General features: G+C 53.6%; 20 protein-coding genes and 1 riboswitch. Of the genes, 3 read left to right on the forward strand and 17 right to left on the reverse strand.

Annotated elements, in window-relative coordinates; genetic code table 11:
• Positions 1 to 16 precede the first annotated feature (16 nt).
• Complete coding sequence (locus tag NSQ73_RS21510; protein WP_039305013.1) at positions 17 to 235, forward strand: alpha/beta-type small acid-soluble spore protein; 219 nt, start codon at positions 17 to 19, stop codon at positions 233 to 235.
• Between the two features lie 99 nt (positions 236 to 334).
• Here NSQ73_RS21510 and NSQ73_RS21515 read toward each other — a convergent pair whose 3' ends face one another.
• From NSQ73_RS21515 to NSQ73_RS21570, 12 genes are all read right to left on the reverse strand, one after another.
• Entirely contained in the window at positions 335 to 898 is a 564-nt protein-coding gene (locus NSQ73_RS21515) for a lytic transglycosylase domain-containing protein (protein WP_340989354.1), read from the reverse strand.
• Positions 898 to 1,494 (reverse strand): dephospho-CoA kinase, encoded by a 597-nt coding sequence (gene coaE / locus NSQ73_RS21520; RefSeq protein ID WP_340988107.1) that lies wholly within the window; start codon positions 1,492 to 1,494, stop codon positions 898 to 900. Before coaE ends, NSQ73_RS21515 begins: the two co-directional genes overlap by 1 nt.
• Before the next feature lie 9 nt (positions 1,495 to 1,503).
• Entirely contained in the window at positions 1,504 to 2,232 is a 729-nt protein-coding gene (locus NSQ73_RS21525; RefSeq protein ID WP_042135446.1) for a manganese efflux pump, read from the reverse strand.
• A gap of 184 nt (positions 2,233 to 2,416) precedes the next feature.
• Entirely contained in the window at positions 2,417 to 3,259 is an 843-nt protein-coding gene (gene mutM / locus NSQ73_RS21530) for a DNA-formamidopyrimidine glycosylase (protein ID WP_340988108.1), read from the reverse strand.
• Positions 3,260 to 3,310: 51 nt separating this feature from the next.
• Complete coding sequence (gene polA, locus NSQ73_RS21535) at positions 3,311 to 5,983, reverse strand: DNA polymerase I (protein ID WP_340988109.1); 2,673 nt, start codon at positions 5,981 to 5,983, stop codon at positions 3,311 to 3,313.
• Between the two features lie 227 nt (positions 5,984 to 6,210).
• Positions 6,211 to 6,870: a phosphate signaling complex protein PhoU gene (phoU, locus tag NSQ73_RS21540; protein ID WP_039304983.1), complete on the reverse strand. Its 660-nt coding sequence runs from the start codon at positions 6,868 to 6,870 to the stop codon at positions 6,211 to 6,213.
• Between the two features lie 122 nt (positions 6,871 to 6,992).
• Entirely contained in the window at positions 6,993 to 7,748 is a 756-nt protein-coding gene (gene pstB / locus NSQ73_RS21545) for a phosphate ABC transporter ATP-binding protein PstB (protein WP_039304980.1), read from the reverse strand.
• A 139-nt stretch (positions 7,749 to 7,887) separates the two neighbouring features.
• Positions 7,888 to 8,616, reverse strand: coding sequence for a response regulator transcription factor (locus NSQ73_RS21550; RefSeq protein ID WP_039304977.1), 729 nt, complete (start codon positions 8,614 to 8,616; stop codon positions 7,888 to 7,890).
• A 196-nt stretch (positions 8,617 to 8,812) separates the two neighbouring features.
• Entirely contained in the window at positions 8,813 to 10,606 is a 1,794-nt protein-coding gene (pnpS, locus tag NSQ73_RS21555; RefSeq protein WP_171718632.1) for a two-component system histidine kinase PnpS, read from the reverse strand.
• Positions 10,607 to 11,744: 1,138 nt separating this feature from the next.
• A complete protein-coding gene (locus NSQ73_RS21560; protein ID WP_340988110.1) occupies positions 11,745 to 15,452 on the reverse strand; it encodes a carbohydrate binding domain-containing protein in 3,708 nt (1,235 codons plus the stop codon).
• An 87-nt stretch (positions 15,453 to 15,539) separates the two neighbouring features.
• A complete protein-coding gene (locus NSQ73_RS21565) occupies positions 15,540 to 18,551 on the reverse strand; it encodes a carbohydrate binding domain-containing protein (RefSeq protein WP_340988111.1) in 3,012 nt (1,003 codons plus the stop codon).
• 399 nt (positions 18,552 to 18,950) lie between these two features.
• On the reverse strand, positions 18,951 to 20,654 hold the full coding sequence (locus NSQ73_RS21570) for a fumarate hydratase (RefSeq protein ID WP_171718635.1): 1,704 nt from the start codon (positions 20,652 to 20,654) through the stop codon (positions 18,951 to 18,953).
• A 104-nt stretch (positions 20,655 to 20,758) separates the two neighbouring features.
• Between NSQ73_RS21570 and yfbR the strand changes: the two genes are divergently transcribed.
• Positions 20,759 to 21,385: a 5'-deoxynucleotidase gene (yfbR, locus tag NSQ73_RS21575; protein ID WP_340988112.1), complete on the forward strand. Its 627-nt coding sequence runs from the start codon at positions 20,759 to 20,761 to the stop codon at positions 21,383 to 21,385.
• A 98-nt stretch (positions 21,386 to 21,483) separates the two neighbouring features.
• Here the strand turns inward: yfbR and thiH are convergent, their stop codons facing one another.
• From thiH to NSQ73_RS21600, 5 genes are all read right to left on the reverse strand, one after another.
• Entirely contained in the window at positions 21,484 to 22,605 is a 1,122-nt protein-coding gene (gene thiH / locus NSQ73_RS21580; protein WP_340988113.1) for a 2-iminoacetate synthase ThiH, read from the reverse strand.
• A 31-nt stretch (positions 22,606 to 22,636) separates the two neighbouring features.
• Positions 22,637 to 23,401 carry a thiazole synthase gene (locus NSQ73_RS21585; RefSeq protein ID WP_042135433.1) on the reverse strand — a complete coding sequence of 255 codons (765 nt, stop codon included), beginning with the start codon at positions 23,399 to 23,401 and terminating at the stop codon, positions 22,637 to 22,639.
• Between the two features lie 94 nt (positions 23,402 to 23,495).
• Positions 23,496 to 23,699 (reverse strand): sulfur carrier protein ThiS, encoded by a 204-nt coding sequence (gene thiS, locus NSQ73_RS21590; RefSeq protein WP_076242751.1) that lies wholly within the window; start codon positions 23,697 to 23,699, stop codon positions 23,496 to 23,498.
• Complete coding sequence (locus NSQ73_RS21595; RefSeq protein WP_340988114.1) at positions 23,683 to 24,357, reverse strand: thiamine phosphate synthase; 675 nt, start codon at positions 24,355 to 24,357, stop codon at positions 23,683 to 23,685. Before NSQ73_RS21595 ends, thiS begins: the two co-directional genes overlap by 17 nt.
• Before the next feature lie 113 nt (positions 24,358 to 24,470).
• Positions 24,471 to 24,573: riboswitch (TPP riboswitch) on the reverse strand.
• A gap of 194 nt (positions 24,574 to 24,767) precedes the next feature.
• On the reverse strand, positions 24,768 to 25,640 hold the full coding sequence (locus tag NSQ73_RS21600; protein WP_340988116.1) for an SDR family oxidoreductase: 873 nt from the start codon (positions 25,638 to 25,640) through the stop codon (positions 24,768 to 24,770).
• A 209-nt stretch (positions 25,641 to 25,849) separates the two neighbouring features.
• On the opposite strand from NSQ73_RS21600, the gene NSQ73_RS21605 reads away from it, so the two are divergent.
• On the forward strand, positions 25,850 to 26,122 hold the full coding sequence (locus tag NSQ73_RS21605) for an NUDIX domain-containing protein (RefSeq protein WP_340988117.1): 273 nt from the start codon (positions 25,850 to 25,852) through the stop codon (positions 26,120 to 26,122).
• Positions 26,123 to 26,228: the final 106 nt, after the last annotated feature.

Genomic DNA, 26,228 nt, shown 5'->3' on the forward strand with positions numbered 1-26,228 from the left:
TAGGAGGTGAACAGCAATGAGCCAAAACAACAGCTCCAATAACCTGGTAGCTCCAAATTCACGCGGTGCCTTGGAACAACTGAAATTCGAAGTTGCCCAAGAACTAGGTATCACCCTCTCCCCAGATGGATACCAAGGCAATAAAACTTCTTACGAAAACGGTTCGATCGGTGGTTACATCACTAAACGTCTTGTAACCCTGGCTGAACAGCAATTGGCAGGTCAATACAAATAACCTGTCTCCATAAGCTTGCCTAAAGAAGTATTGAACGGCCTCCGGGCCGTTTGATGCTTCTTTTTATGTCGGCACAAACGCAATATTTAAAGCAGAGCCTCAGAATTCACTGTAGAGCTCCGTGTATTGGTCATAATAATAGATAACACGCTGTACGTAGTGACGGGTCTCTCCGAACGGGATGTCCTTCACAGATGCTTCTGTTCCGTCCCACCGGCCTTCATCCAGCCAGCTCTGCACTTTGCCGGGGCCCGCATTATAGGCCGCTATAACCGCTGTGCGGTTGCCGTCAAACTGCCGCGAAAGCGTAGACAAATACCAGGTGCCCAGTTCGATATTGGAGGATGGCTCTTCTTTTAGCCGCTCAAGAGACACTTCGGGAAGCTTGGCCTTTTCCAGCGCCCACTTGGCGGTATCCGGCATCAGCTGCATCAGTCCGAGTGCACCCTTTTTGGATTCGCGTCCGGTCTTGAAATTGGTCTCAACGCGGATAATTGACGCCACCAGGAACGGGTCCATCTCATAAGTAAGGCTGTGTTTGCGGATCTCATCTTTATAATGTATCGGATAAAACCACGACATCCAATTGGTGCTCAGGAACAGGATCGCTGTAAAGCCGATAAACAGCAGCAGCAGTACTCTTTTTTTGCGCAGCCACTTCATCATGAGAGGCCCAGCCTGTCCCACAGGCCGGCAACCTGCCGCTCCGTAGCTCCGGGATCACCGCTGTTGTCGATCACATAGTCGGCTTTCCTGCGCTTCAGTTCGATGTCCATCTGCGACTTCAGCCGGTTCTCGGCTTGTTCCAGCGTCATTCCGCTCCGCGCCATGAGCCGGGCCAACTGGACTCTGCGGGGCACATAGACCACAATAATCTGATCGAATAAATTGTCCAGCTGTGATTCATAGAGCAGCGGAATATCAACAATAACCAGCCGCTGCGGATCTTCCTGATCTAACGCATACATACGGTCCTTAATTTCTGTGCGGATCGCCGGATGTGTCAGATTGTTCAAGGTCTGAAGTGCTTCCGGATCCCGGAAAACCATCTCCCCCAGCCTCGCCCGGTCCAGTGTTCCGTCCGGCTGCAGAATCGTCTCTCCAAAAGCCTGTACAGCAGCGGCCAGCACCGGATGACCGGGGAGCATAACCTCTCTGGCGATAACGTCGGCATCCACCAGAGCAGCTCCCTTGGCGACAAACAGTGCGGACACGGTGCTTTTTCCGGAGGCAATCCCTCCGGTTAAGCCCATAATCATGTACTCACCTCATAATAGCTTCATTATACCCATTGCAATTAATAATAACGCCGGCAGAACAGCCGCATGCTTCATCCAGTAGCTGCCTGACAATCTTAGTCCTGTCTTCATCCCCAGCAGCAGAAATGTTCCGCTGAACACAGCGATCATCAGCGAGGTCGACACCGGGCTGAACCCGAGCAGCGCAGCACCGAGACCGGCGCCGAAGGCATCCAGCGAGAGCGCAATGCCCAGGACCATGGCTTCCATGGAGGAAATACTCCCGGAAGCATCCATATCGGCGGAAGACGGGGTGCGGAGGATCTGAATGACTACTCCCAGATGCCGGAGCTCCAGTGAGAATACAGCCGGCTTCAGCACCTCTGCCTCTGCCTCAATCGCAGCGGCAGCAGCCGTCTCCAGCAAGGCTTGCCGGTCTGGCAGCCCGTCTCCGGCTCCCAGCCCTGCTTCCCCCTGCTCCTTCTCTTTCTGTGTCAGCATCTGGAACAGCGACCAGCAGCCCATCAAGACGAGAATAACCGCTCCGATACTGGAAGCGGCATGCGGTGAGACCACCTTGGCCAGCAGCACGCCGACCTGCATAGACACACAAATGACTACCCCCGAACAGAGCGAGATAATCATAATTGAGAGCAAAGGAATTTTCATTTTACGCAGTCCATATGTAATGCCTACACCAAATCCGTCCAAACTAAGAGCAAACGCAAGCAGCAGCAATGACAACAATGGGCTCAGCACCCGCAATCCCTCCCGTGAAGAACCGGAACCTGGCGGCCTTGTCAGCCGGGTTCCGTTCGCCTTAATCAGCAATCTTCACACATTATATGGGCGGGACGGGCAGTGAGTGCCTGCCTTTTGATGAAGCATGGACAACACCGCTTAGAATCTCCTATAAATCCACTTCATAAGCCCGGCTGAATACTTACCTTATCTGCACCGGTACAGGCTGGCAGCTCGGACAATAATGCGTGCCCCGGCCGCCGACAACACTTTTCTCAATTAACGTTCCGCAGGTAGCACACGGCTGATCCTTGCGTCCGTATATGCGGTGCTGATCCTGATAGTTCCCGCTCTCCCCCTGGCCGTTGACATATGACTTCACCGAGGAGCCTCCCGCATTCACCGCCTCTGTCAAGGTTGCAACGATCGCATGATGCAGCCTGGCCAGATGGTCCTCCGAGAGAGAGTTTGCGGCTTCTTCCGGATGAATACCGGCACGGTGCAGGGATTCATCCACATAAATATTGCCGATACCGACGATATATTCCTGATTCAGCAGCAGCGGCTTAATTTTGGTGCTTCTCCGCGAGACAATCTGTTTGAAACGCTCCAGGGTGAAATCTGCATCCAGCGGTTCCTGTCCCAGCTTATTCAGCGGCTTCAGCAGCAGATCCTCACCCGGCTGGAACAGATGCATCGTTCCGAACTGGCGCACATCGGTATAACGCAGCTCCGTACCATCGGTGAAATGGAAAATCACATGAGTATGCTTGTCCAGCGGCTCGCCCTCCCGGTAAACACCGTAACGGCCTTCCATCCGCAGATGGGAGACCATCACAAGTCCATCGAAGACGAACCGCAGGAACTTGCCTCTGCGCTCAACCGTTACTACGCTATGGCCTGCCAGCATATGGGCAAAAGCCTGAATATCATCCGGCCGCTGAATAATCCGCGGCAGCCGGACGGTGACATGCTCTATCTGCTTGCCTGTAATTAAATCATTAAGTGTTCTTCTGACTGTTTCGACTTCCGGCAGTTCCGGCATAATGGCTCACCTCCACTCCATTATACCGGATATCCAGCGGATGCGGGGAGCCTATTTCGCTTCATACCAGTTACTGCCAAAACTTACCTCTGCCTTCAATGGAACGGACAGATTCAGCGCTCCGGCCATAACCTCCGGCAGCAACTGCTTCATCTGCTCCAGTTCATCTTCCGGCACCTCGAACACAAGCTCATCGTGCACCTGCAGCAGCATGCGGCTCTTCAGGCCGCGCTCGTACAGGGCCTTGTCCATGTGAACCATCGCCAGCTTGATAATATCGGCAGCCGTTCCCTGGATCGGCGTATTCATGGCGGTACGTTCGGCGAAGGAACGCAGATTGAAGTTCTTCGCATTGATCTCCGGCAGATAGCGGCGGCGCTCCAGCAAGGTGGTCACATACCCCTGCTTGCGGGCCTCGACCACGATATCATCCATATAGCGGCGGACACCCTTGAACACTTCGAAATACTGCTCAATGAACTGGGCCGCTTCCTTGCGCGGAATGTTCAGGTTCTGTGACAGGCCATAATCGCTGATGCCATACACAATCCCGAAGTTAACCGCCTTGGCGGAACGGCGCATATTGCTGTCCACCATATCGGCTGTAACGCCAAATACGTCCATCGCGGTCTTGGTATGAATATCCATGTCTTCTACAAAAGCTTCCTTCATCCGCTCATCGCCGGAGATATGTGCCAGCACCCGCAGCTCAATCTGCGAGTAATCCGCCGCCAGAATCGACCAGCCGGGTTCGGAAGGCACGAACACCTTACGTATCTTGCGGCCTTCTTCCAGCCGGATTGGAATATTCTGCAGGTTCGGGAACTGGCTGCTGAGGCGGCCCGTTGCGGCAATCGTCTGCCGGTAGAAGGTATGGACCTTGCCGGTCTCCGGCGAGATTTCCTTCAGCAGGCCTTCTACATATGTGGATTGCAGCTTGGCAATGGAACGGTATTGCAGGATCAGGCGCACAGCGTCATGATAAGGAGCCAGCTTCTCCAGCACCTCGGCATCGGTGGAATACCCGGTCTTCGTCTTTTTCACGACAGGCAGGCCGAGCTTCACGAACAGGATTTCCCCCAGCTGCTTCGGTGAATTGAGATTGAATTCTGTTCCGCAGATCGAATAGATTTCTCCTACCAGCCGGGAGATTTGTGCTTCGAATTCTTTGCCGAGCTCTATGAGGTCATCTTTGTTAACCGCAATGCCCTGCTTCTCCATATCGGCAAGAATCCGCGAGAGCGGCATTTCCAGATCCTGAAACAGTCCGGTCATCGCGGTCTCTTCCAGCTCCTCCTGCTGCTTCTGCACGATGCCGAGCACGGTTGCGCTCTTGCGGGCTACGTGATTTCCGAGAATCTCAAGCTCCGGTATTCTATATTTGGCCCCTTTGCCGAATACATCTTCATCAGGCGATAAGCGGGGCAGTCCGTATTTGCTCGTGAGGTCATTCAGATTCTGGTTCGCTTCCGTCGGGTCGAGCAGATATGCGGCAAGCTGGACATCATTAGCAGCTCCGGCAAAAGCAATCCCCTGCCAATGCAGCGCCAGATCGGCACGGTGCAGGTCATACCCGCTCTTCGGCGCTTTGTCATCGCCGAGCCAGTCCCGCAGCGGCGCCGCTGCCGCGCTCTTCAGCAGGGCAAACGGCACGAAGTAGTGCTGCTCCGGCGAAGACAGCCCAAGGCCAATGACCTCTGCACGGTGAGGATTCTCACCATTCGATTCCACATGCAGCGCCGAAATGCCTGGCAGCGCAGCAATCAGGTCAGCCAGTCCGTCTTCATCCGCAATAGTGATATTAAGCGCTGCCGCTTCCACCGCTGCTGGATCTGAACTGCTGCCATCGGCCGCATGCGAATAAGCGCTCAGCGACAGGCGTTCGAGCAGGGATTTGAATTCGAGCTTAGCGAGTGCAGGACCGGCCGTATCCGTATTGATACCGCTGAAGACCATATCCTCCCAGGCATGCGCCAGCGGAACTTCGCGGTAGATCGTCGCCAGCTTCTTGCTCATGATGGCGCTGTCAGCATGCTCCTCCAGCTTTTCCTTCATTTTGCCCTTCAGCTCACCGGTTCCGGCCAGTACCCCTTCTACCGATCCGAACTGCTGAAGCAGCTTAAGCGCTGTCTTCTCCCCTACTCCCGGCACACCGGGAATATTGTCACTGGCATCGCCCATCAGCCCTTTCAGATCGATGATCTGCTCCGGGGTAAGATCATATTTGTCCCGGATCTGCTGCGGCCCGTACAGCTCTACTTCCGTAACGCCCTTACGGACCAGCGCGACGGTTGTATGCTCTGACGCCAGCTGCAGCATGTCCTTATCCCCGGACACAATCATTACCTGCCGCCCTGCGGCATCCGCCTCGCGGGAGATGGTGCCGATAATATCGTCAGCTTCATAGCCGCCGATCTCAAACTGCGGCACCCCTAATCCCTGCAGCAATTCCTTCAGCAGCGGGAACTGTTCGGACAATTCCGGCGGGGTCTTTTGGCGTCCGCCTTTATAGTCTTCATACCCTTCATGCCGGAAGGTAATCTTCCCGGCGTCGAAGGCCACAATCATATGACTTGGCTTATGCTCTTCAATCAAACGCAGAAGCATCGTCGTGAAACCGTACACCGCATTCGTCTGCTGTCCTGCTGTATTCGTCAGCGGCGGCATCGCGAAAAACGCCCGGTAAATGATATTATTTCCATCAATCAGTATCAGCTTGTCCACTCTAGCACCTCGCCTTTATCTTGCTTACTTCTTATATAGTACCATATGCCCCGCACCAAGTTGAAACATAAGGATGATTGATTTTAGTGAAGCCTATAATGAAGCAGCGGGATTCACGCCGGGTCTGCAGTTTAAGGCATTCTAAGCAGGATTTCCAATCTGACGGCACTTTAAAACAAAAAAGGCAAGCCTCCGGGGATGAAGGCTTGCTGTCGTGCCTTATGCTTTTATTGATTCAGATCCGGACGTTTGCCCGTTACAAGATAAACTACGCTCTCGCCAATGTTGGTCGCATGATCCGCGATACGCTCAATATAGCGGCCAACCAGCGTAAGCAGCATCGCCTGATTAACCGACTCGGGCTTCTGAACCATGTAAGTGTACAGTTCATTAATCATTGCACTGTACAGCCCGTCGACCTGATCGTCGTCCTGGGCCATTTTGTAGGCCAAATCCGTATTCTCATCCAGATAGGACTGAATTGCCTCTGAGATCATTACCGTAACAATCTCGGCCATCCGCGGAATATCCACAAGCGGTTTAATCAGCTGCTGCCCCTGGATCCGCATCGTTACCTTAGCCACATCCAGTGCCAGATCGCCCATACGTTCGAGGTCACTGGAGATTTTGAAGGCTACAATAATGCGGCGCAGATCCTTGGCTACCGGCTGCTGGGTGATGATCAGCCGTGAGCCGATCTCCATAATCCGGTCTTCCATCGCATTCAGCCGTAAATCGTTCTTAACAATTTCCTGTGCCCGTACGGTGTCCAGATTCTGCAAAGCAAGTACTGCACCTTCCAGCGCATCCGTAACATGCTCGCCCATCTGCTCCAGCAGATTGCGCAGCTCTTCCAGATCTTTATCGAATTCTTTTCTGCGAATCATATTGAAAACGATCCTCCTCAAAAACATATGGTCATATAGAGTGAACTTAAGAAACCGCCGTCCCTCTTCTTAAGTTCAGCTTATACCGCTGATTTCCTTCCGGGAACGGATTCCTCTGCCGCTTAACCGAAGCGTCCGGATATATAATCTTCTGTGCGGGAGTCTTTGGGATTCGAGAACAGCAGTTCCGTATCCTGAGCCTCCACGATAACGCCGTTCAGGAAAAATACGGTGCGCCCCGACACCCGGGCGGCCTGATGCATATTATGCGTGACCATTACAATCGTATACTTATCCCGCAGCTCCTGTACCAGCTCCTCAATCTTCAGCGTGGACACCGGATCAAGTGCGGAGGTGGCCTCGTCCATCAGCAGAATATCCGGCTGTACGGCAAGGGCTCTGGCGATGCAGAGACGCTGCTGCTGGCCACCGGACAAGCTGAGTGCAGACTTTTTGAGGAAATCCTTCACTTCCTCCCAGAGTGCGGATTGGCGCAGGCTTTGCTCCACAATGACATCAAGCTCGGCTTTGCCCTTCACCCCATGGAGGCGCGGACCATAAGCTACATTGTCATAAATCGACTTGGGAAAAGGATTGGGCTGCTGGAACACCATCCCTACCTGCTTGCGCAGACTTTCCACTTCAATCTCGTCGCTGTAAATATTTTTACCGCCGATGTTTACTGTTCCTTCAATACGCGTTCCGGGAATCATGTCGTTCATTCGGTTTAGGGTACGCAGCAGCGTGGACTTTCCGCAGCCGGAAGGACCGATAAAAGCGGTAACCTGTTTCTCCGGAATTTGCAGATCCACATTCTTCAGCGCGTGAAATGACTCATAGTAGAGATCAAGTTTCTCTATGTCAATGATGGATTTCATTAGTTTCTGTTGTCTCCTTCTCATCATCTTCGTTCCCCATGATAAGCTTTCAGTGTAAATAGAGCTCCAGAGAATTGTTAACGCTGTGTAAAATCAAAATTCAGCAGGACAGGTGTATCAGAAAAAGAACACCGCCATATCAAATGACTGGTGTTCTCTTCTTGTTCACGACCAGCTTATAGCCCACGCCGCGGATGGAATCAATATGCACGGATTCAGGATCAAGCTCAAGCTTCTTGCGCAGCGAGCTGACATGAACGTCTACAGTACGCTGGCCGCCGATATAATCGAAACCCCAGACCGCATTCATCAGATCATCACGCGTCAGAACCACACCCGGCTTCCGGGCCAGATACAGCAGGACTTCAAACTCCTTGGGACGCAGATTAATGCTCTGTCCGCCCAGAGAGACTTCGTAACGTTCCGGGTAGATTTCCAGCTGTCCCAGGATAATGGTCGAAGCAGATACCGCCGTTTCCGGTGGGGCTTCCTCGGCAAGGCCGGATATCCGGCGCAGGACCGCGCTGACACGGGCCAGTAATTCGGAGACGCCAAACGGCTTGGTTATGTAATCGTCGGCCCCCGATTTCAGGCCCCGGACTACATCTTCTTCGGCATTCTTGGCCGTCAGTACAATGACCGGTGTACGTATGCCCTGTCCACGCAATTTATCCAGAATGTCAATGCCGTTCATGCCGGGCAGCATAAGATCCAGTACGATCAAATCAAAAGGTTCTCTAGTCGCACGGTCATATCCTGCCGTTCCATGATCCTCCACCGTCACTTCATAGCCTTCCTGTGTCAAATTATAAGACAGCAGCCGGGCCAGTGTCGGTTCGTCTTCAATGACAAGCAATCGTTGTGCCATAGGTTCCCCCGTCTTTTCATAGGTTATTAAATTTACAAAACTGCACACATGCACATCATAGCACCACAATGTTAACTTGGTGTAAAATTACGAATTTAATATTACCCCTTTGCCGGCATACAATCAAATCAGGACATACGCCCTATCCACAGGCTTAAGGCGGATGTCCTGCCAGAATTGAATCGTTGCTGACAGGTTACTCGTTCTCTTCCTGCAGCAGCGGTAATTCCAGGATAAAAGAGCTGCCGATGCCCAGATCGCTCTCTACCGTAATTGATCCTCTGTGCAGCTCTACCAGATGCTTCACGATGGACAAGCCCAGGCCGGTTCCGCCGGAGCTTCTGGAGCGGGCTTTGTCCACCCGGTAGAAGCGCTCGAAGATCCGCGGCAGATCCTTGCGCGGAATCCCCATGCCCGTATCGCTCACGGTAAAGCGCACACTCTCCGTTCCGTCTGCCTTTTGAACGTTGACCACGGTGACCCTTACATTTCCCCCGTCCTGCGTGTAGTTGATCGCATTCGAGAGCAGATTCATGAAGATCTGGCGCAGCTTGTCTTCATCCCCCTCGATAAACAGCTCCGCAGGTACATCCGAGCTCAGGGTGATCTTCTTTTTCTCCGCCACCTTGCTGAGTGTTTCCAGCACAGAATCGAAGAACTCGATCAAATGAACCGGCGAGCAGTCCAGCTGGACGCGTTTGGATTCGATTTTGGACAATTCGAGAATATCTCCGATCAGACGGTTGAGCCGTTCATTCTCATCATAAATAATCTGCAGGAACGAACGTGCCGTCTTCTCATCCGTAACGCCTCCGCCGAGCAGGGTTTCGGCGAAGCCTTTTACCGCAGCTACCGGTGTCTTCAGCTCATGGGAGACATTCGCCACGAATTCGCTGCGCATTTTCTCCAGACGGCGGATTTCTGTCACCTCCTGCAGCAGGAACAGCATTCCCCGGGTGGAGCCGTCCTGAATCATCGGCACTCCGTCCAGGCGTACAATCCGCTCCACCGGATTATAGATAATACGTTCTTCATGGACCGGTTCATTACGTGATACGCCTTCTTCAATCAGCCGGGTCAGCTCATAATGATGTTTGATCTCTTTGTAGGAATGCCCGGTCATCTCGCTGTTCTTCACATCAAGGAGCCGTTCTGCCGCACGGTTGAGCAGGGCAATCTCCCCTTCAGCGTTAATCATCACGATTCCGCCGGTCATGTTATCGAGTACGCTTTGCAGCAGATCCTCGTTGTCGCGGATGGTCTTCAATTGGGCCTGCAGACTGTCTGCCATCGCGTTGATCGCTGTTGCCAGCTGGCCGATCTCGTCCTTGCGCTTCATCGGCACACGGGCATCGTAATCCAGATCGGTGATACGCCGCGCGACTCTGGTAATCTGCTCAAGTGGCGAGGTCATGCTGGAGGCTACCTTATAGCTCACAAAAGTGGCCGCAATAAACAGCAGCACGAGTCCCCCGGCCATAATCATCCACGCCCGGTTCAGTCCTTCCGTCACTGCATCCAGTCCCATGGAGAGCCGGATATATCCGTCGAAGCCCTGGTCAGAGACTACCGCACCTGCTACATAGAGCATTTCGCGGTCCAGCGTATCACTGTAGCGGATTGCCCGGCCAATCCCTTCTTTCGCTGCGAGCAGCTCCTCTTCCCGGGTGGAGTGGTTGTCCATTTCCAGCGGATTGCGCTCCGAATCGCCAATCACCCGGCCTTCCTTCGTAATGAAGGTGATGCGCGATCCTGTCAGTGTGGATATCGTCCGAGCCTGGTCTGTATAGTAATCCATGGCGTCCGGACTGTGCATATCCTTGAACGTAAATGTGCCGGAGAGCAGATTTATTTCCCGGGACATGTTTTCTTCCAGTACGGAAATATGTGAGTCCTTAAACAGCTGGGCCATAGTAATGCCAGCCCCGGTCATGGATATCCCGATCAGGGCCATGAGTATGAATGTAAGCCGAACGCGGAACGGTTTCATCAGTAGTAGTCCTCTTCCTTATCATTGTGTCCTTGTGAACATCCTACCTCCATTTTCGGCAAAATACCAGATCCGGCGGCGATTATCAACGGAGTGTAAAATGGGGGCTGTGCTGTTGAAGATCATAGTGTGTTTCGCTTAGGAGTAGGAGCAACGTTAGAACTCGCTGTGGACGCTCCGCAAACGGACCGTTGTTCCGATCGCTGTTGTTCCCGGATTTTATTTATTCTCCTTAGCGGTGAAAATCCGTGAACAAAGGCGAACGCTATCGCTTCTCCACAATCAGTCCGTCCGCTCCGCTGTTTAAGAGGGGGAAGTTACGGGAAACCTGTAGACTCTTCAACCCCTCAACCCTCAACCCTCAACCCTCAACCCTTCAACCTTCAACCTTCAACCCTCAACACTCCAACTCTCCAACCCTTCAACCCTTCAACCCTTCAACCCTTCAACCCTTCAACCTTCAACCTTCAACCTTCAACCTTCAACCTTCAACCTTCAACCTTCAACCTTCAACCTTCAACCTTCAACCTTCAACCTTCAACCATCAACCATCAACCCTCCAATCCTTAATCCCCCCATAAAATAATAGAAAACAAGAAATCGCCCCTTTTAAATGGCTGGTCCACACACCATTTAAAAGGAGCGATTCTTTTAACACACATTATAGTCTATAGATCAATATTCTTCCTTTAAATGGCATTAATCAGCAACAAATACTAATGCAGCTACTTATTGTAGCTTAGACCAGATAGGTTTTTATAAAATCCTGCATAAAATACAACATTTCCTTCATTATGTTGGCCCAAATTCAAAATTGTTGTACCAAATGCAGCATTTTCTCTTTTACAAGAGGTTTAGCGGGAGAATTGTTGTATTTCGTACAACAATCCTTCCGCACATCCAGATATCTAGGGATCAAAGTTGTAAAACATACAACAATTATGCCTGCAGAGCTTCTTCAGAGTCTCAATTCTGCCGGTAACTAATCAGGTGTGAAGAGAGAAATGAATTATTGCGCTAATCCCACCAGCGATTACTGGCAACTTGTGGGGTTGTTAACTAAAGTGTAGTTAGGAGAGATCATTTCACTTCTAATAAATAGATGAACCAACTTTTTGTGCACGGAATGCAGCCCCAGTTACTGATCCTTCCAGCGCTGTACGGTTAAAGTGACGGTCTGTGCACCCCCCGCCGGAGTTAGCGACCTGTTCGCAATATCTGCCCCGCCGGATGCTGTCTCTACCGAAGCCCAGCTACCGCGCGTCAGCTTATACGTCACTGCTGTTCCTGCCGGAAGGCTCACGGTGATGGAGTATACACCATCGCTGCCTTTAGTCAGCAAGTACGCCGGATCTGCTGCATTCCAGCTGTTGAAAGACCCCGTTAGATAGACTGGCCCGGTTGCTGGTGTAGAACCCGGAACGGTCACCCTGAAGGTTATGCTGTCTGCCTGCGGCTCTCCGGTGCTAAGACTTCCGCCGGTCAGACTCGAGTTGCCAACATTAAAGTGATAATTGCTGCCGCCGTTATTATCCCAGGTTCCGCTGCCGTTATTAAAAGCTGCAGTAAGGCCTGTTGCGGTTCCGAGCTGGATGGTAATCGCCTTGTAACCGCTGAATGCGGATGCCTGCATCTGCACCCCAGGTGAGGTCGTCCAGACTGTTGCCCCATCCACCTTGTAATGAATATAGGAATTGCTGTAGGAAGAATTCTTGTAATAGATCGTGGCCGTATTGCCCACCGGTGTGGCAGTTGGCACCGGAGTCGCTGTCGGCGTGGCTGTCGGCGCCGCTGTCGGCGTAGCCGTTGGCGCCACTGTCGGCGTAGCCGTTGGCGCCACTGTCGGCGTAGCAGTCGGAACAGCCGGGGCGCCCGCCTGGATTTGCCCGGTAGGGGTATAGGTCCATGTGCCCGTGCCGAACAGATAATTGCTGCCGCCGTTGCTGTCCCAGGTACCGCTGCCGTTATTGAAGCAGGCTTCAAGCTGGGTGGCTGCACCGATATTGATCGTGATTTTGTTATAGCCTGCCACTTCAGCCGCAGGAATCGCTACGCCCGGCGCCGTCGTCCAGGTGCCCGCAGCCGGACGGTAGTGAATGTACGGTGTGGTGTAGCCCTTCTTGTAATAGATCGTCACATTATTCCCCGCCGGAGTTGTGGCCACTGCTGCTGCACTCAGTCCGGACAGATTGCCCGAAGCGTCATACGCTTTGACCTTGTATTCATATGTCGTAGAGGAGGACAAGCCGCTGTCTGTATAAGAAGCAGACGGTGATGTACCGATCTTAATGCCATCGCGGTAGACCTCGTACCCTGTCACACGGATATTATCTGTAGCTGCATTCCATGTCAGCAAGGCCGAGGAGGCATTGACCACAGCTGCCTGAAGATTAGCCGGCACAGACGGGGCTTCCGTGTCCGGAACTGCAGGCACATCGGTAATAAACGGATGCGTTCCCTCAACGGTTCCCTGCATGCTCTCGGTATATTTTCCGTTTGCCAATGTGTATTTGCCGGCTCCGACATAGACCTGCTGGATATCGCTTTTCGTTACATTACCCTTAGCGTCTTTGGCTTCAATATAGTAGTCCACCAGTTGGTCACGATAATCCGAGATATAACTGAAATACAGATTGCCGATGTCCGTAGCCGGAACCTTCTGCATGATGGCCTTACTGCTTGGCTGCCAGTCGACCCCGTTGATATCGGTGCTGAGGTCGCGGACCGTCATCGGGTATTCCGTCCAGGCACCAACCTTGGCAGGGTCAATATTGGATATTCCTGCTGTGGCCAGACCCGCCGGGTCATAGACCTTAAAAGTATTGTCCGCAGCATCTGCCGTCTTGTCGCGGTGTGCCCGGACCTTCACCTTGATATCGCTGATACCGCTGGTGTCGAAGGCGTAGGTATAAATGGAGAACACATTATTGAAATGCTGCAGCGTCCAGCCCTCCGCCTTGCTGACATTGGCGCTGCCCGGATTGTACGGGTAACGCTGCGGCCACCATACGGAGGGGCCGGTTTTGTCTTTGGCCAGCTTTTGCGTAACATAAGGCTTGGAGAAATACAGCGATTGATTGAAGGACAGGGCCGGCTTCACGCTGTCATCCACATTCTCATCGTAATACCCGAAGCCGGAGTCCATCGCCGGGAGCAGGAAATACCAGGCCAATTCAGCAGGATTGGCTCCTCCGGAATAATCATTCGCAGTGTTCCCTTTGACCGGATAGGAGATCATCCAAGGGTTGAGCTGATTGCCCTCATAAGTCACCTCGCGGTCAATCGGATTGACCGGCTTCCAGTAATTCGGATGCTCATCCAGCCAGATCTGCTCGGCTGTCTTGGCATAATTCAGGGAAGCCTGCAGCAGGGCGAAGTTACGCTCCAGATAATGGTAACCCTTCTCGAAGGATACGGTCATGCCTTCTTCAACACCGGACAGATTCTTCTTCGGCGCATAAGAGGTGCCGTTCACCTGATTGAAGCTGGCAAACTGGCCTTTCCAGATGCCGAACGGCAGATGCCAGTGGTACCAGGTCGGATCGGAGGAGGAATCCCGGGTATCAATCCATGAGCCGTCCTGAACATGGACTACATCGGAGGCGGCTGGTGTATTATTGCGCAGATACTCGTCAATTCCCATACCGGTAACACCGCTGCTGGCATAGGTCACATTCCCGGCATTGCGCCAGGTCTCCTCGGAACCTGCCCGGCCCGAAGAATTATCCCCGTCATGCGCGACCACAAAAATCTGCTTCTGTGCGACCAGATTCTCATACGGCTTAAGCACATCTGCTTTTACCTGGCCCAGATATCCTTCTTCCCATGACTGCGCCTGTGCAACCGGAACGCCGACCACTTTGGATTCTGCCCCGGTTGCCGGGTCCACATAACGGACCCAATGGGCTGTAGAGGCAAAAGGATACTTGTTGTAAACAACCTGCTGTTCGTTGAACATCGGTTCATTCACCCAGGAGCCTACGGTGCTGACATTCTGCAGATCACTGCGGTTGGGCGGTGAGACCATCGTATCCGTGCCGGGACTGTTCAGCAGAGGATAGTCCTTAAGCGTACGGGAGAAATGGTTGTTGCCGATTACGGACCACTGAATGCCGAGCTTTTGCAGGACGGGGATTATCCGTTCAGAGAAACCCAGCTCTGTCGGGAAGAACCCCTTAGAGGACTTATAGCTGCTTCCGAGAAAATAAGGCTGGGCCAATGTGGCTCCATGATAGATCATATCCTTGAGCAAATAGTCGTTGCCGACCAGCGGACCCATGGAGTGATGCCCGGAGAAATGGATCAGATCGAGCATGTTGCTGCCGTTTGTTGTTTTGAGCTGATCGACGGCGCTCTTCCAGGGGGTACCCCAAGCCGGATTATTGTATCCGCTTACATTACCCTGCTGAATAATGCTGTTCACGTTATTTACAACAGAGCCGGACATTGTAACATGCATCTGCGCCTGGGGATAATTGCTGTGCAGCGTGTTAGCCACGCTCCAGGGCCAGGTTAAGTACGCTCCTGTCTTGGCGTGATGTGAATAATAGGAGACCAGATCATCATGCGGCATCGGGGAACCGTTCGGCAAATAATAGGTATATCCCGCAGGCGGGTTCTGCTTCAACTGGATGACTTCACCATCATACGTATAGCGGATCGGACTTCCTGCCGGGGCAGCGTTATAGGAGTTCAAATCATAGTACGCCCAGAAATTCGGCATATGGTTATGGTACACATGCGTAGCGGCAATATCTGCCGAGACATTAGTGGCTGCTGCCGGGATCATCAGAAGCACACCAAGCAGCAGGGCTGTGATTTTGCGCCAATACCTGGATTTCTTCATCAGCAACCAGCTCCTCTCTCTTCAACCACATCAGCTTACACAAAAGAACGGGGGCGCCGGAATTCATCCTTTGCCCCCTGTCATTCCCTATTGATCCTTCCAGCGCTGCACGGTCAACGTGACGGTCTGTGCGCCGCCCGCCGGCGTGAGCGCACGGTTCGCAATATCTGCTCCGCCGGATGCGGTCTCTACCGAAGCCCAGCTGCCGCGCGTCAGCTTATACGTCACTGCTGTTCCTGCCGGAAGGCTCAGGGTGATGGAATAGACTCCGTCACTGCCCTTGGTCAGCAGATATGCGGGGTCAGCCGCGTTCCAGCTGTTGAACGACCCGGTCAGATAGACAGGCACGCTCGCTGGAGTGGTGACCGGAACAGTGACCCGGAAGGTCACGCTGTCCGCCTGAGGTTCTCCGGTGGTAAGACTTCCCCCCACAAGGCTTGAGCTGCCTGCGCCAAAGTGATAATTGCTGCCGCCATTGCTGTCCCAGGTTCCGCTGCCGTTATTGAACGCTGCAGTAAGTCCGGTTGCGGTCCCGAGCTCGATGGTAACCGCTTTGTAGCCGCTGAATGTGGATGCCTGCATCTGCACGCCCGGCGAGGTCGTCCAAGTGCTTGCCCCATCCAACTTGTAATGGATATAGGAGTTGGTATAGGCCGTATTCTTGTAGTAGATCGTCGCTGTATTCCCTACCGGAGTGGCGGTTGGCACCGGAGTTGCTGTCGGCGTAACCGTTGGTGTCGCGGTCGGTGTGGCTGTTGGCGTAGCGGTAGGTGCCACTGTCGGTGTCGCGGTCGGTGTAGCTGTTGGTGTTGGTGTTGCGGTCGGCGTTGGCGTTGGCGTCACCGTTGGTGTCGCAGTCGGTGATGCGGTCGGAACAGCCGGCCCTCCTGCCTGGATCGTTCCTGTCGGAATATACGTCCAGGTACCGGTACCGAATAGATAATTGCTGCCGCCGTTGCTGTCCCAGGTGCCGCTGCCATTATTGAAGCAGGCCTCCAGCTGGGTGGCCGCACCGATGTTGATCGTGATTTTGTTGTAACCTGCCACTTCAGCCGCAGGAATTGCTACGCCCGGCGATGTCGTCCAGGTTCCCGCAGCCGGGCGGTAGTGGATGTAAGGTGTGGTGTAGCCCTGCTTGTAATAGATCGTCACACTATTTCCGGCAGGCGTGACGATCAGTGCAGCCGCGCTGAATGCCGAGAGGTTGGCGGCGGCGTCATACGCTTTTATCGTATACGAGTAGTTCGTACTGCCAGATAAGCCGTTGTCTGTGTAAGAGGTAGTTGCCGAGGTCCCAATCTTGACCCCATTGCGGTGAATCTCGTAACCTGTAACCCCGACATTATCGGTGGAAGCCGTCCAGGTCACAAGCGCACTGGAGGCATTCTGCACAGTGGCTGTTACATTCGTCGGAACAGACGGCGCCTGGGTATCAACTATTGGCTGCGTCTTGGAGTATATTTTGGCGGAGTTCGCACTGAGTGTGACTGTAATTTGCTTCCCGGTTGCCCCGCCGGATTGTACGGTTACCGTGTCTGAGGTGTTCAACTGGTTAATCAGTACTGTTCCCACAGTCAGAGTACTTTCGGCGCGCAGCGGAATCGTAACGGTCTGCGATCCGCCCGAAGCATTACTGAACGCGGAGATGACTTCCTGTCCCAAATTGGTCCCGCTGTCAATCCGGCGGGAGAACGCGTACAGGTTCTGGGCAGACCACATTTCACGCTGGGTACCGGTGCGCAGAGCCGGGTTGTTTTTGCGGATTTCATTAAGCTTGGCTACATGCTTGTAGGTGCTGGCGTTCTCATTGAAATAATTCTCCACCACGTTGCCGCTTGCATCACGCTTCACCATAGACCAGCGGTTCCACGTATCAGCAATACCGCCAGTCATAATCTGGCCGTTCCCGTTGCCTTTATTCTGTTCTGTACCCTGGAACACCACCGGGGTTCCGCGCACAGTGAAGATGAAGGACAAGGCATTCTGCAGCTTCTCTACACTGCCTCCGGCCTCTGTCAGGAAGCGGTTGCGGTCATGATTATCAATGAAGGTGACCATATGATTCGCATTGCCGTTGTAATAGGAATCGAGAGCCAGTGTACTCTTAATATTGGAATCGAAGGATTGTCCGTAAGCAAAGCTATTCAGCACAGAGAAGAACAGCGGGAAATCAAGCATCCCCCATTCCTTGCTGCTGCCGACCCAGCGGGAGACAAATTCGGCATTGCCGTCAAAATTCTCTCCGAAGGTGTTCACGCCCAGCAGTGTCTGCAGCTCCCCGATATCCGTCGGCTTCATCAGCTTGGCGGCATCAACGCGGGCACCATCTGCACCTGTATAATCAAACCAGCCTTTAATCGAGCTGAAGATGGCCTGCTTGGCGGCAGGAACATCGAAGTCGATATCATCCAGTCCGCCCAGATCGTGATTCTCCAAATAATCCTGGGCCCACTGATCATATCTTCCGTCTGCCAGCGACCAGTTGATATCCCCGTTATGGTGATACCAGGCCGGATTATTGAAAGGGGCGACCGGCTGCAAGGCAGGTATATCATAATAAGCCTGGGTACCCAGCATATAGTCGCCGATATGATTCGGAACGACGTCGATGATGACCTTGATTCCGAGCGCATGCGCTGAATCTACCAGCTCCTTCAGCTTCTCTTTTGTACCGAAATAAGGATTGGCCGCATTGGGATCTTTGACATTGTAGCCGTGGTAGGCTGTGTTCTTCCCTGTCCCGTTATTCTCCCGGTTGGTCATCTGCGGTTCGGCAACCGGAGAGATCCAGATCGCCGTATAACCCATATTATGAATATAGGGGAGCTTATTGATAACCCCCTGCCAGTCTCCACCCTTCATATAGCGGAAATCTTCTTCAGAGGTCTCCCCATAGCGGATGGCGGCTCCTGTGGCATTATTGGAGGAGTCTCCGTCATTGAAACGGTCAACCATAATCTGATAAATCGTGTCATTCTCTGTAACCGTACCGATACTGGCAGCTTCAGCCTTAACTGGAGGCAGAACAAATAAATTAATCGTGATCGAAAGAACCATGGATGTGATAAGGACGGGGATAAGCCAATGTTTACGTTTCATTCTTCATCTCCCTCTCATAAATGCGTATGCACAACACTTTCTGCCAAAAAGAACAAGCTACCGTCTACAGCCTCATCTTACTCATTTCAGGGAAACCGGTTTCCCCACTAAAAATTAACATGGACTTGTATGCGCTGTCAAGACATATAAATTGTTCTTCCTCAGAACCCGTATCCCATATAGGATAACGACTCTGCAATACGCAGAGAATCCCTCGTTTAGCATCAGCCGGCAGCATGCTCCTCCGCGGACAGGCACCGGTTTCGATTTCATTCAGAGCCGCACCGCAAAAAGACCCCTTTCATCAAACAGAAAGAGGTCTTAATAACACTGAATAAATATACTATTTGATTCATATCATCCAACAAATCACTGTCACAGGGAGCATTGCTAAGCAGTTTATTTAAATACCGGCTCCCGGAACTGAGCCAGCTTGGCCGCGGAATCCTTCTCCACATCGGCATGCAGGCTGTTGCCATGCGCATCCATGGTGACGATAGCGGCGAATCCGTCTACCTGCAGATGCCACATGGCCTCCGGAATTCCGAACTCCATGAAATCAACCGCGTTAACCTTCTTGATGCATTCTGCATAGTACTGGGCTGCACCGCCAATGGCGTTGAGATAGACGCCGCCGTGTTCGCCTAATGCCTTCAACGTTTTCGGGCCCATCCCGCCTTTGCCGATTACGGCACGGATGCCGAATTTCTTAATGATATCGCCTTGATAAGGCTCCTCGCGGATACTGGTGGTTGGACCGGCAGCCTTCACATGCCAGCCCTCTTCATCCTTCAGCATGACCGGACCACAGTGATAGATGACCGCACCGTTCAAGTCCACGGGAGCGTCGTGATCCATCAGATATTTGTGCAGGGCATCGCGGCCGGTGTGCATCTCGCCGGAGAGAATAACTACATCACCAACGCGCAGGCTGCGGATATCCTCCTCGCTGATCGGCGTGGTCAGGCGGATTTCGCGCGAACCACCCGATATGGCGGAGCCTGCGGCTGCAGGTTCGATTACCTGGCCATTACCCGGGATAGCAGCATCAGAAGCAGCTTCCCCAGTTCCTGACAAGATGGCCGGAGCCGCAGGAATCGTTGCATCCTCTGGAATCATGCCCTGCGAAATGCCGTCAGCAGCAGAGACCGCTACCGGTTCAGTTACTTGCACTAAGGCTTCTTCCCCTTCTACAGAAATGCCTGTGCCACTCTCATAGAGCCATTCCTTAATGTCCCCGGTTGCCGGATTTACCAGTATTCCCTGACGGCGGAAGGCCCAGCAGTTATAAGCTACCGAGACAAAAAAGCTCGCCGGCAGCCGGTTCATCACCCCGATTTTGCAGCCCAGCAGCGTAACTTCACCGCCGAAGCCCATCGTACCAATCCCGAGCTTGTTGGCATTCTCCATAATGTAATCTTCCAGCTTACCCAGATCTTGGGTGGTATTCACATCCTCGACCTTGCGGAACAGCTGCTTCTTGGCCAGCTCATAGCCCGTTGTACGGTCACCGCCGATGCCTACGCCAATGAAGCCTGCACTGCACCCCTGACCCTGCGCCTGATAGACCGAATGAAGAATACATTTGCGGATGCCGTCAAGATCACGTCCGGCTTTGCCCAGCCCCTCCAGCTCTGCCGGGAGACTGTACTGAATATTCTTATTCTCGCAGCCGCCGCCCTTCAGAATGAGCCTTACATCAATGCCTTCCTCTTCCCACTGCTCGAAATGAATCACCGGCGTGCCTGCACCCAGATTGTCCCCGCTGTTCTCGCCTGTAAGGGAATCTACGGAATTGGGCCGCAGCTTGCCGTTCTTCGTCGCCCGGATTATCGCGCTATGAATATCCTTCTTCATCTCTATCTGATTCACGCCTACCGGCGTATGAATTATAAAAGTCGGCATCCCTGTATCCTGGCAGATCGGCGATACCTGGAGCTCGGCCATGCCGATATTCTGGGCAATCGTGGTCAGCGCCAGTCCGGAGCGGGTCGCCTTGTCTTCCAGCGCACGCCCTTTAGCAACCGCCCGGCGGACATCACCCGGCAAATTCGTGGAGGTCTCTACGATCAGATTATAAATGCTGTCTTCAAAATGCTGCATCTTCATTCAGTCTCCTCTCCATCTGTTTCAAGCTGCCCTAACTCTGTTACAATTAGTTATTATCATATCATATTAAGCCGCTCATGAAAGGGGTTACTTAAAAATTGAACTACCATTTCTCTGCCTATCTCTACCGGCTGCAATATATCCAGCGCTGGAGCCTCATGCGCAGCACCGCCCCCGAGAACGTGGCGCAGCATTCGTTCCAGGTGGCCCTGCTGGCGCACATGCTGTGCACCATAGGCAATGTCCACTTCGGCCGGTCGCTGAACGCCGACCGCGCATCCACAATGGCGTTGTTCCACGACGCCACCGAGGTATTCACCGGCGACATCGCCACGCCGGTGAAGCATAACAACCCGCTGCTGCTGTCCAGCTTCCGCGAGATGGAGCGGGTCGCCGCTGAGCGCCTCGCGGCGATGATCCCGCCGGAGCTGAGCGCAGTCTATGCGCCGCTCCTGCAGCCGCAGGACAGCCCGCTTGGCTCCGAGGATGCCGGACTGCTCCGCTACGTCAAGGCGGCGGATGTGCTCGACGCATATCTGAAATGCGTCTGGGAAACCGCCGCAGGCAACCGCGAATTCGCGGCCGCCCGGGAGCAGACGGCCGCGAAGCTGCACGGGCTCGCCCTGCCGGAGATGGAGTATTTCCTTACCCATATGGCTCCGGGCTTCGAGCTGTCGCTGGACGAGCTGTCTTCAAGTATGAGTCCTGAGAAGCCAGCCGACTAGCCGGAAACCGTGCGGCCTCTTGAAGAATGTAGCATCGCACCGTCCGTTTGGCCCTGCAATGCAAATAACCCGCCTCACGGCGGGTTATTTGCATCAAGTTAAGGCATAGCTAACGGCTCATCCAGGCTGTCCCAGTCCTTGAACACCGGCTGCAGCCCTTTTTCCTCGAGCATCTCCTTAATCTCCTGCACGCTGCGGTTGTCTGAGATTTCAAACTGCGGGGTGCCGCCTTCCAGAGAATGTCCGCCTACTTCGGTGGATACCCCTGCAGACATCTTAGTGATGCCGAGATGGACCAGATGATCGCGCAGGGCTGCCGGCTCCCGCGTGGACAGTGAAATACCGGAACGCGGCAGAAACAGGCGGTAGGCCAGGATAATCTGCACCAGCGCACGGTCGTTTACATCACTCGCAGGATTAAATTCCCCCAGGTACGGCCGAAAACGGGGAATGGACAAACCGATTTCGCACTCCGGATACTTGTCCTGTAGGTACCTGGCGTGCAGTGCAGTCGCGAGAGCCTCCTGACGCCATTCGTACATTCCCAGCAGGGCTCCGATATTTACCGAGCGGAATCCTGCCAGGCAGCCGCGCTCGGGCGCATCCAGACGGTTGCGGTACACCCGCTTGGGACCCTTCACATGCAGCTGGCGGTAAGTCTCCTGATGATAGACCTCCTGATACAGCGTCAGACCGTCTACTCCTGCCTGTCTGAGGTCAGCGTATTCTTCGGTAGTGAGCGGATTCACTTCAATGCTGACTGAAGAGAAATAGCCGCGGAGCACCTCCACGCAGTCTTTCAGATAACTGACCGGACTTTCATTCCGGGATTCTCCGGTCAGAATCAGAATGTGGCGCAGCCCTGTGGCTGCGATTGTTTCCGCTTCCTGCCGGACCTCCTCCAGTGTCAGTTTTTTGCGCGGAAAATCATAGATAGAGCTAAAGCTGCAGTAGGTACAATGGTTGACGCAGAAATCAGCCAGATACATCGGTGTAAACAGCTGCATCACATGACCGAATTGCGTACGTGTCAATCTATGCGCCTTCTGCGCCATCTCTTCGAGGTAAGGCTCCGCTGCCGGTGACAGCAAAGCCATCAGCCCGTCCTCGTCCAGCCGCTCCAGACGAAGCGCCCGCTTCACATCAAGCGCAGTATACTGCTTCCATACCCCCTCGTAGGGAAGCTTGTCCAGCCGTGTCAGCCTATCATAAAAGCTCATGTCCTTCCTCCCTCTTCATAAACAGCATCAGTCATGCCAGAAATCCGGTCAGCGGCGAAGAAGCTGCGGCTGTCTCTTCCACCGGCCCCAGCCCGGCCAGATAGGCCTTCCGCCCCGCCGACACCGCTTCGCGGAATGCCTCCGCCATCAGCTGCGGGTCCCGGGCGGTGGCAATTGCCGTATTCAGCAGCACAGCGGCTGCGCCCATTTCCATCGCCTCAGCAGCCTCGGAGGGTCTGCCAATACCGGCATCCACGATGATGGGCAGACCCGTTTCTGATATCAGAATCCGGATCAGCTCCTTGGTCTGCAGCCCGCGGTTAGAGCCGATTGGCGCTCCCAGCGGCATGACGGCTGCAGCTCCGGCCGCCTTCAGCCGGAGTGCGGCTGACAGATCAGGACTCATGTAGGGCAGAACTACAAAACCCTCCGCAGCTAGGATTTCCGTGGCTCGGATCGTCTCGGTATTATCAGGCAGCAGATATTTCTGATCATTGATAACCTCAATCTTCACCCAGTCTCCCAGCCCCGCTGACCTTGCCAGCCGGGCAATGCGTACCGCTTCCTCTGCGGTGCGCGCACCGGAGGTATTGGGCAGCAGCGTCATGTGGGAAGGAATATGGCTGATAATATTGTCCTTGCTCTCCGGATCTACCCGGCGCAGGGCAACCGTAATGACCTGTGAACCCGAGCGGGCGATCACTTCGGGAATAAGAGTGTTGCGGCTGTATTTTCCGGTCCCGATGAACAGTCTGCTCGTTAAAGTAACTCCTCCAATAATCAAAGGATCCTGCATCATATCGCCTCCTGTGATAAGTCGTTGCCTTTATCTTAATTGCGTATTGGCATTCTTGCGTCTACCGCACACCGCACACACAGTTACCAGTTACCTAGCCTCCGCCGACAAAATGAACCAGCTCAACTCGGTCACCTTCATTCAGCAATGTATCTTCATAAACCTCTCTGCCGGCAAGCTCACCATTCAGCTCCACAATAACCAGCTTCCCGGTCCACTCAGGCCGGGCCAGAAGATCAGCCAGCGTCCGGCAGCTCTCTTCATACCTTCCTCTGCGTCCGTTAACGGTCAAATTCATTCCAGTTCACCTCCTTTGCCCGGTATGGGGGGTCATTCAGGACTTCAGCATATGCTGCGGCCTGAACGGATGATCTGTAAGCCTGAGCGGCGCCAGCAGGATCCGTCGCTCCGCATATCCCGGACATTACGGCTATTCCGGCAGCCCCCTTCGACAGAACGATTCCGGTATTGCCCGGTGTGATGCCTCCGATAGCAATCAGCGGTATACTGCTGGAGCGGACAGCCACTTCCAGCTGCGCCAGGCCCCGTTCCCGCTGTCCGGGCTTGCAGGCTGTGGGGAATACATGTCCATACAGACAAAAGTCCGCTCCCTGCTGTCCGGCGCGTGCCGCTTCCTCCGGGGAATGCACCGACCTGCCCAGCCGCAGGCCCGGGGCAATGCCGCGCGCCTTGGCAGGCGGCAGGCTGTGCCAGGCCAATTGGACGCCGGCTGCCCCTGCTGCCAGAGCCACATCAATCCGGTCATTAATAACCAGCTTTGAGGGCGGAACCCCCGCTTGCAGCAACCGCTCTGCGGCAGCCAGAAGCTCCCGTGCGGACAGGGCTTTTTCCCGGAGATGGATATAATCCACCATGGTATGTACAGCAGCAGCCAGCCCCGCAAACTGCTCCGGATTCAGCCTCCCGTCCGAGATCAAATGGATTTCTTTCAGCACCTTCACCTTCCCTTCTATACGACATTCCGGAAAATACAAAAAGACCGCCCCCTGTATCAGGAAGCAGTCCGGAATATAAGCAGGAATACCGGGTAAGCCGTTACCCCCGCTGCATTATTCATTCTCCACTTCCCTACGCTGGTATAAACCAGATCAGGTTCAAAGGGTCCGAACAGATATGTTCGTCTCAGCCTTGCGGCACCCCTAGTGATCGTTCATATTCTATTGTTCTTGCAGTTTGTATATTAGCATATTATTCCTGTAAGAGCTATTCTTTAATAGATTCAATTATTAAGTCCAGCGGGTTTAAGCGGCAAAAAAGCCAGCCTTCCGGCTGACTTTTCATCTGTTGAACGTTTGATTCTTTAAACCAGTATAAACTGATCCGGCTTACATAGCAGTGCCAATGGTCAGCCGTTAACGATCTCGCCGCCGTTCACATGCATGACCTGACCGCTTACATAAGAGGAATCGTCAGAAGCCAGATACACATAGGCCGGTGCCAGCTCCTCGGGCTGTCCCGGACGCTTCATCGGCTGGGTGCCGCCGAATTCACTGACCTTCTTCGCGTCAAACGTAGACGGAATCAGCGGCGTCCAGATCGGGCCCGGTGCTACCGCATTCACGCGGATGCCTTTGTCTGCGAGATTCATCGACAGGGAGCGGGTGAAGCTGAGAATTGCTCCTTTGGTGGACGAATAGTCCAGCAGCTGCGGGCTGCCGCGGTACGCCGTGATAGACGTAGTGTTGATGATCGTGGAGCCTTTTTTGAGAAGGGGCATCGCTGCCTTGGTCAGATAGAACATGGAGAATATATTCGTCCGGAACGTCCGCTCCAGCTGCTCGGCGGTAATGTCCTCAATCTTATCCTGCGGATGCTGCTCTGCCGCATTGTTGATCAGGATGTCCAGCTTGCCGAGTCCCTCAATGGTTTTATTAATCAGATCCTGGCAGAAGGCCTCGACCCCGATATCACCGGAGATCAGAATACACTTCCGACCCTCCTGCTCCACCTGGCGTTTGGTTTCTTCCGCATCTTCATGCTCATTCAGATAGGATATCACCACATCTGCGCCTTCTTTGGCAAAATGAACGGCAACCGCACGCCCGATTCCACTGTCCCCTCCGGTAATGAGTGCGGCCTTGCCCAGCAGCTTGCCTGCTGCCTTGTAAGCTGAGGTTTCAAACTCCGGAAGCGGGTTCATCTCGCTTTCAATTCCGGGCTGCTGGTCCTGTACCTGCGGAGGCAGGGTTTTGACGGGTTGTTTGCTGGTGTCTGGCATAATCCATTCTCCTTTCGCTGTACCGTTATACTGTTTTTACTAATCATGTTAGGTTGGCTAAAAGTCTGGTGTTTATGCATCATACTTGCCTAGCAAAAATCGCTTTACGTTATTTTACTTACCACATAGGGAAGCCGGCCAAACAGAAAATCTTGAGTCCAACGCGTTCCCCGGTCCATTATAGAGCCTGCAGAAGGAGAGTTATCCTCATGTCCAAAAAATCAAAAACCATCATCGTTGCCGTCAAAGGTGTCATCCTGTATCAAGGCAGAATCCTCCTCGTCAAGCGGGCTGCCGCCGATTCTGCAGGTGCCGGAAGCTGGGAATGTGCCGGAGGCAAAATCGAATTCGGTGAAAGTCTGGAGGCTGCACTGGAAAGAGAAATTCTCGAGGAAACCGGACTGGCGGTTACGACAGAACGTATCCTTTACGCGGTAACCCTGCTCACAGACCCTGCGAGACAGGTAGTGATTATCACCTAATTTATGCCGCGCAGCCCGTGGCGAAATCCAGCTCTCGGAAGAGCATACCGATTACCGCTGGTGCACCGTGAGCGAAATGAACGCCCTGCTGTCACCGCAGATTATC

This window comes from Paenibacillus sp. FSL R10-2736 (assembly GCF_038000245.1).
GTDB classification, from domain to species: domain Bacteria; phylum Bacillota; class Bacilli; order Paenibacillales; family Paenibacillaceae; genus Paenibacillus_AQ; species Paenibacillus_AQ phytohabitans.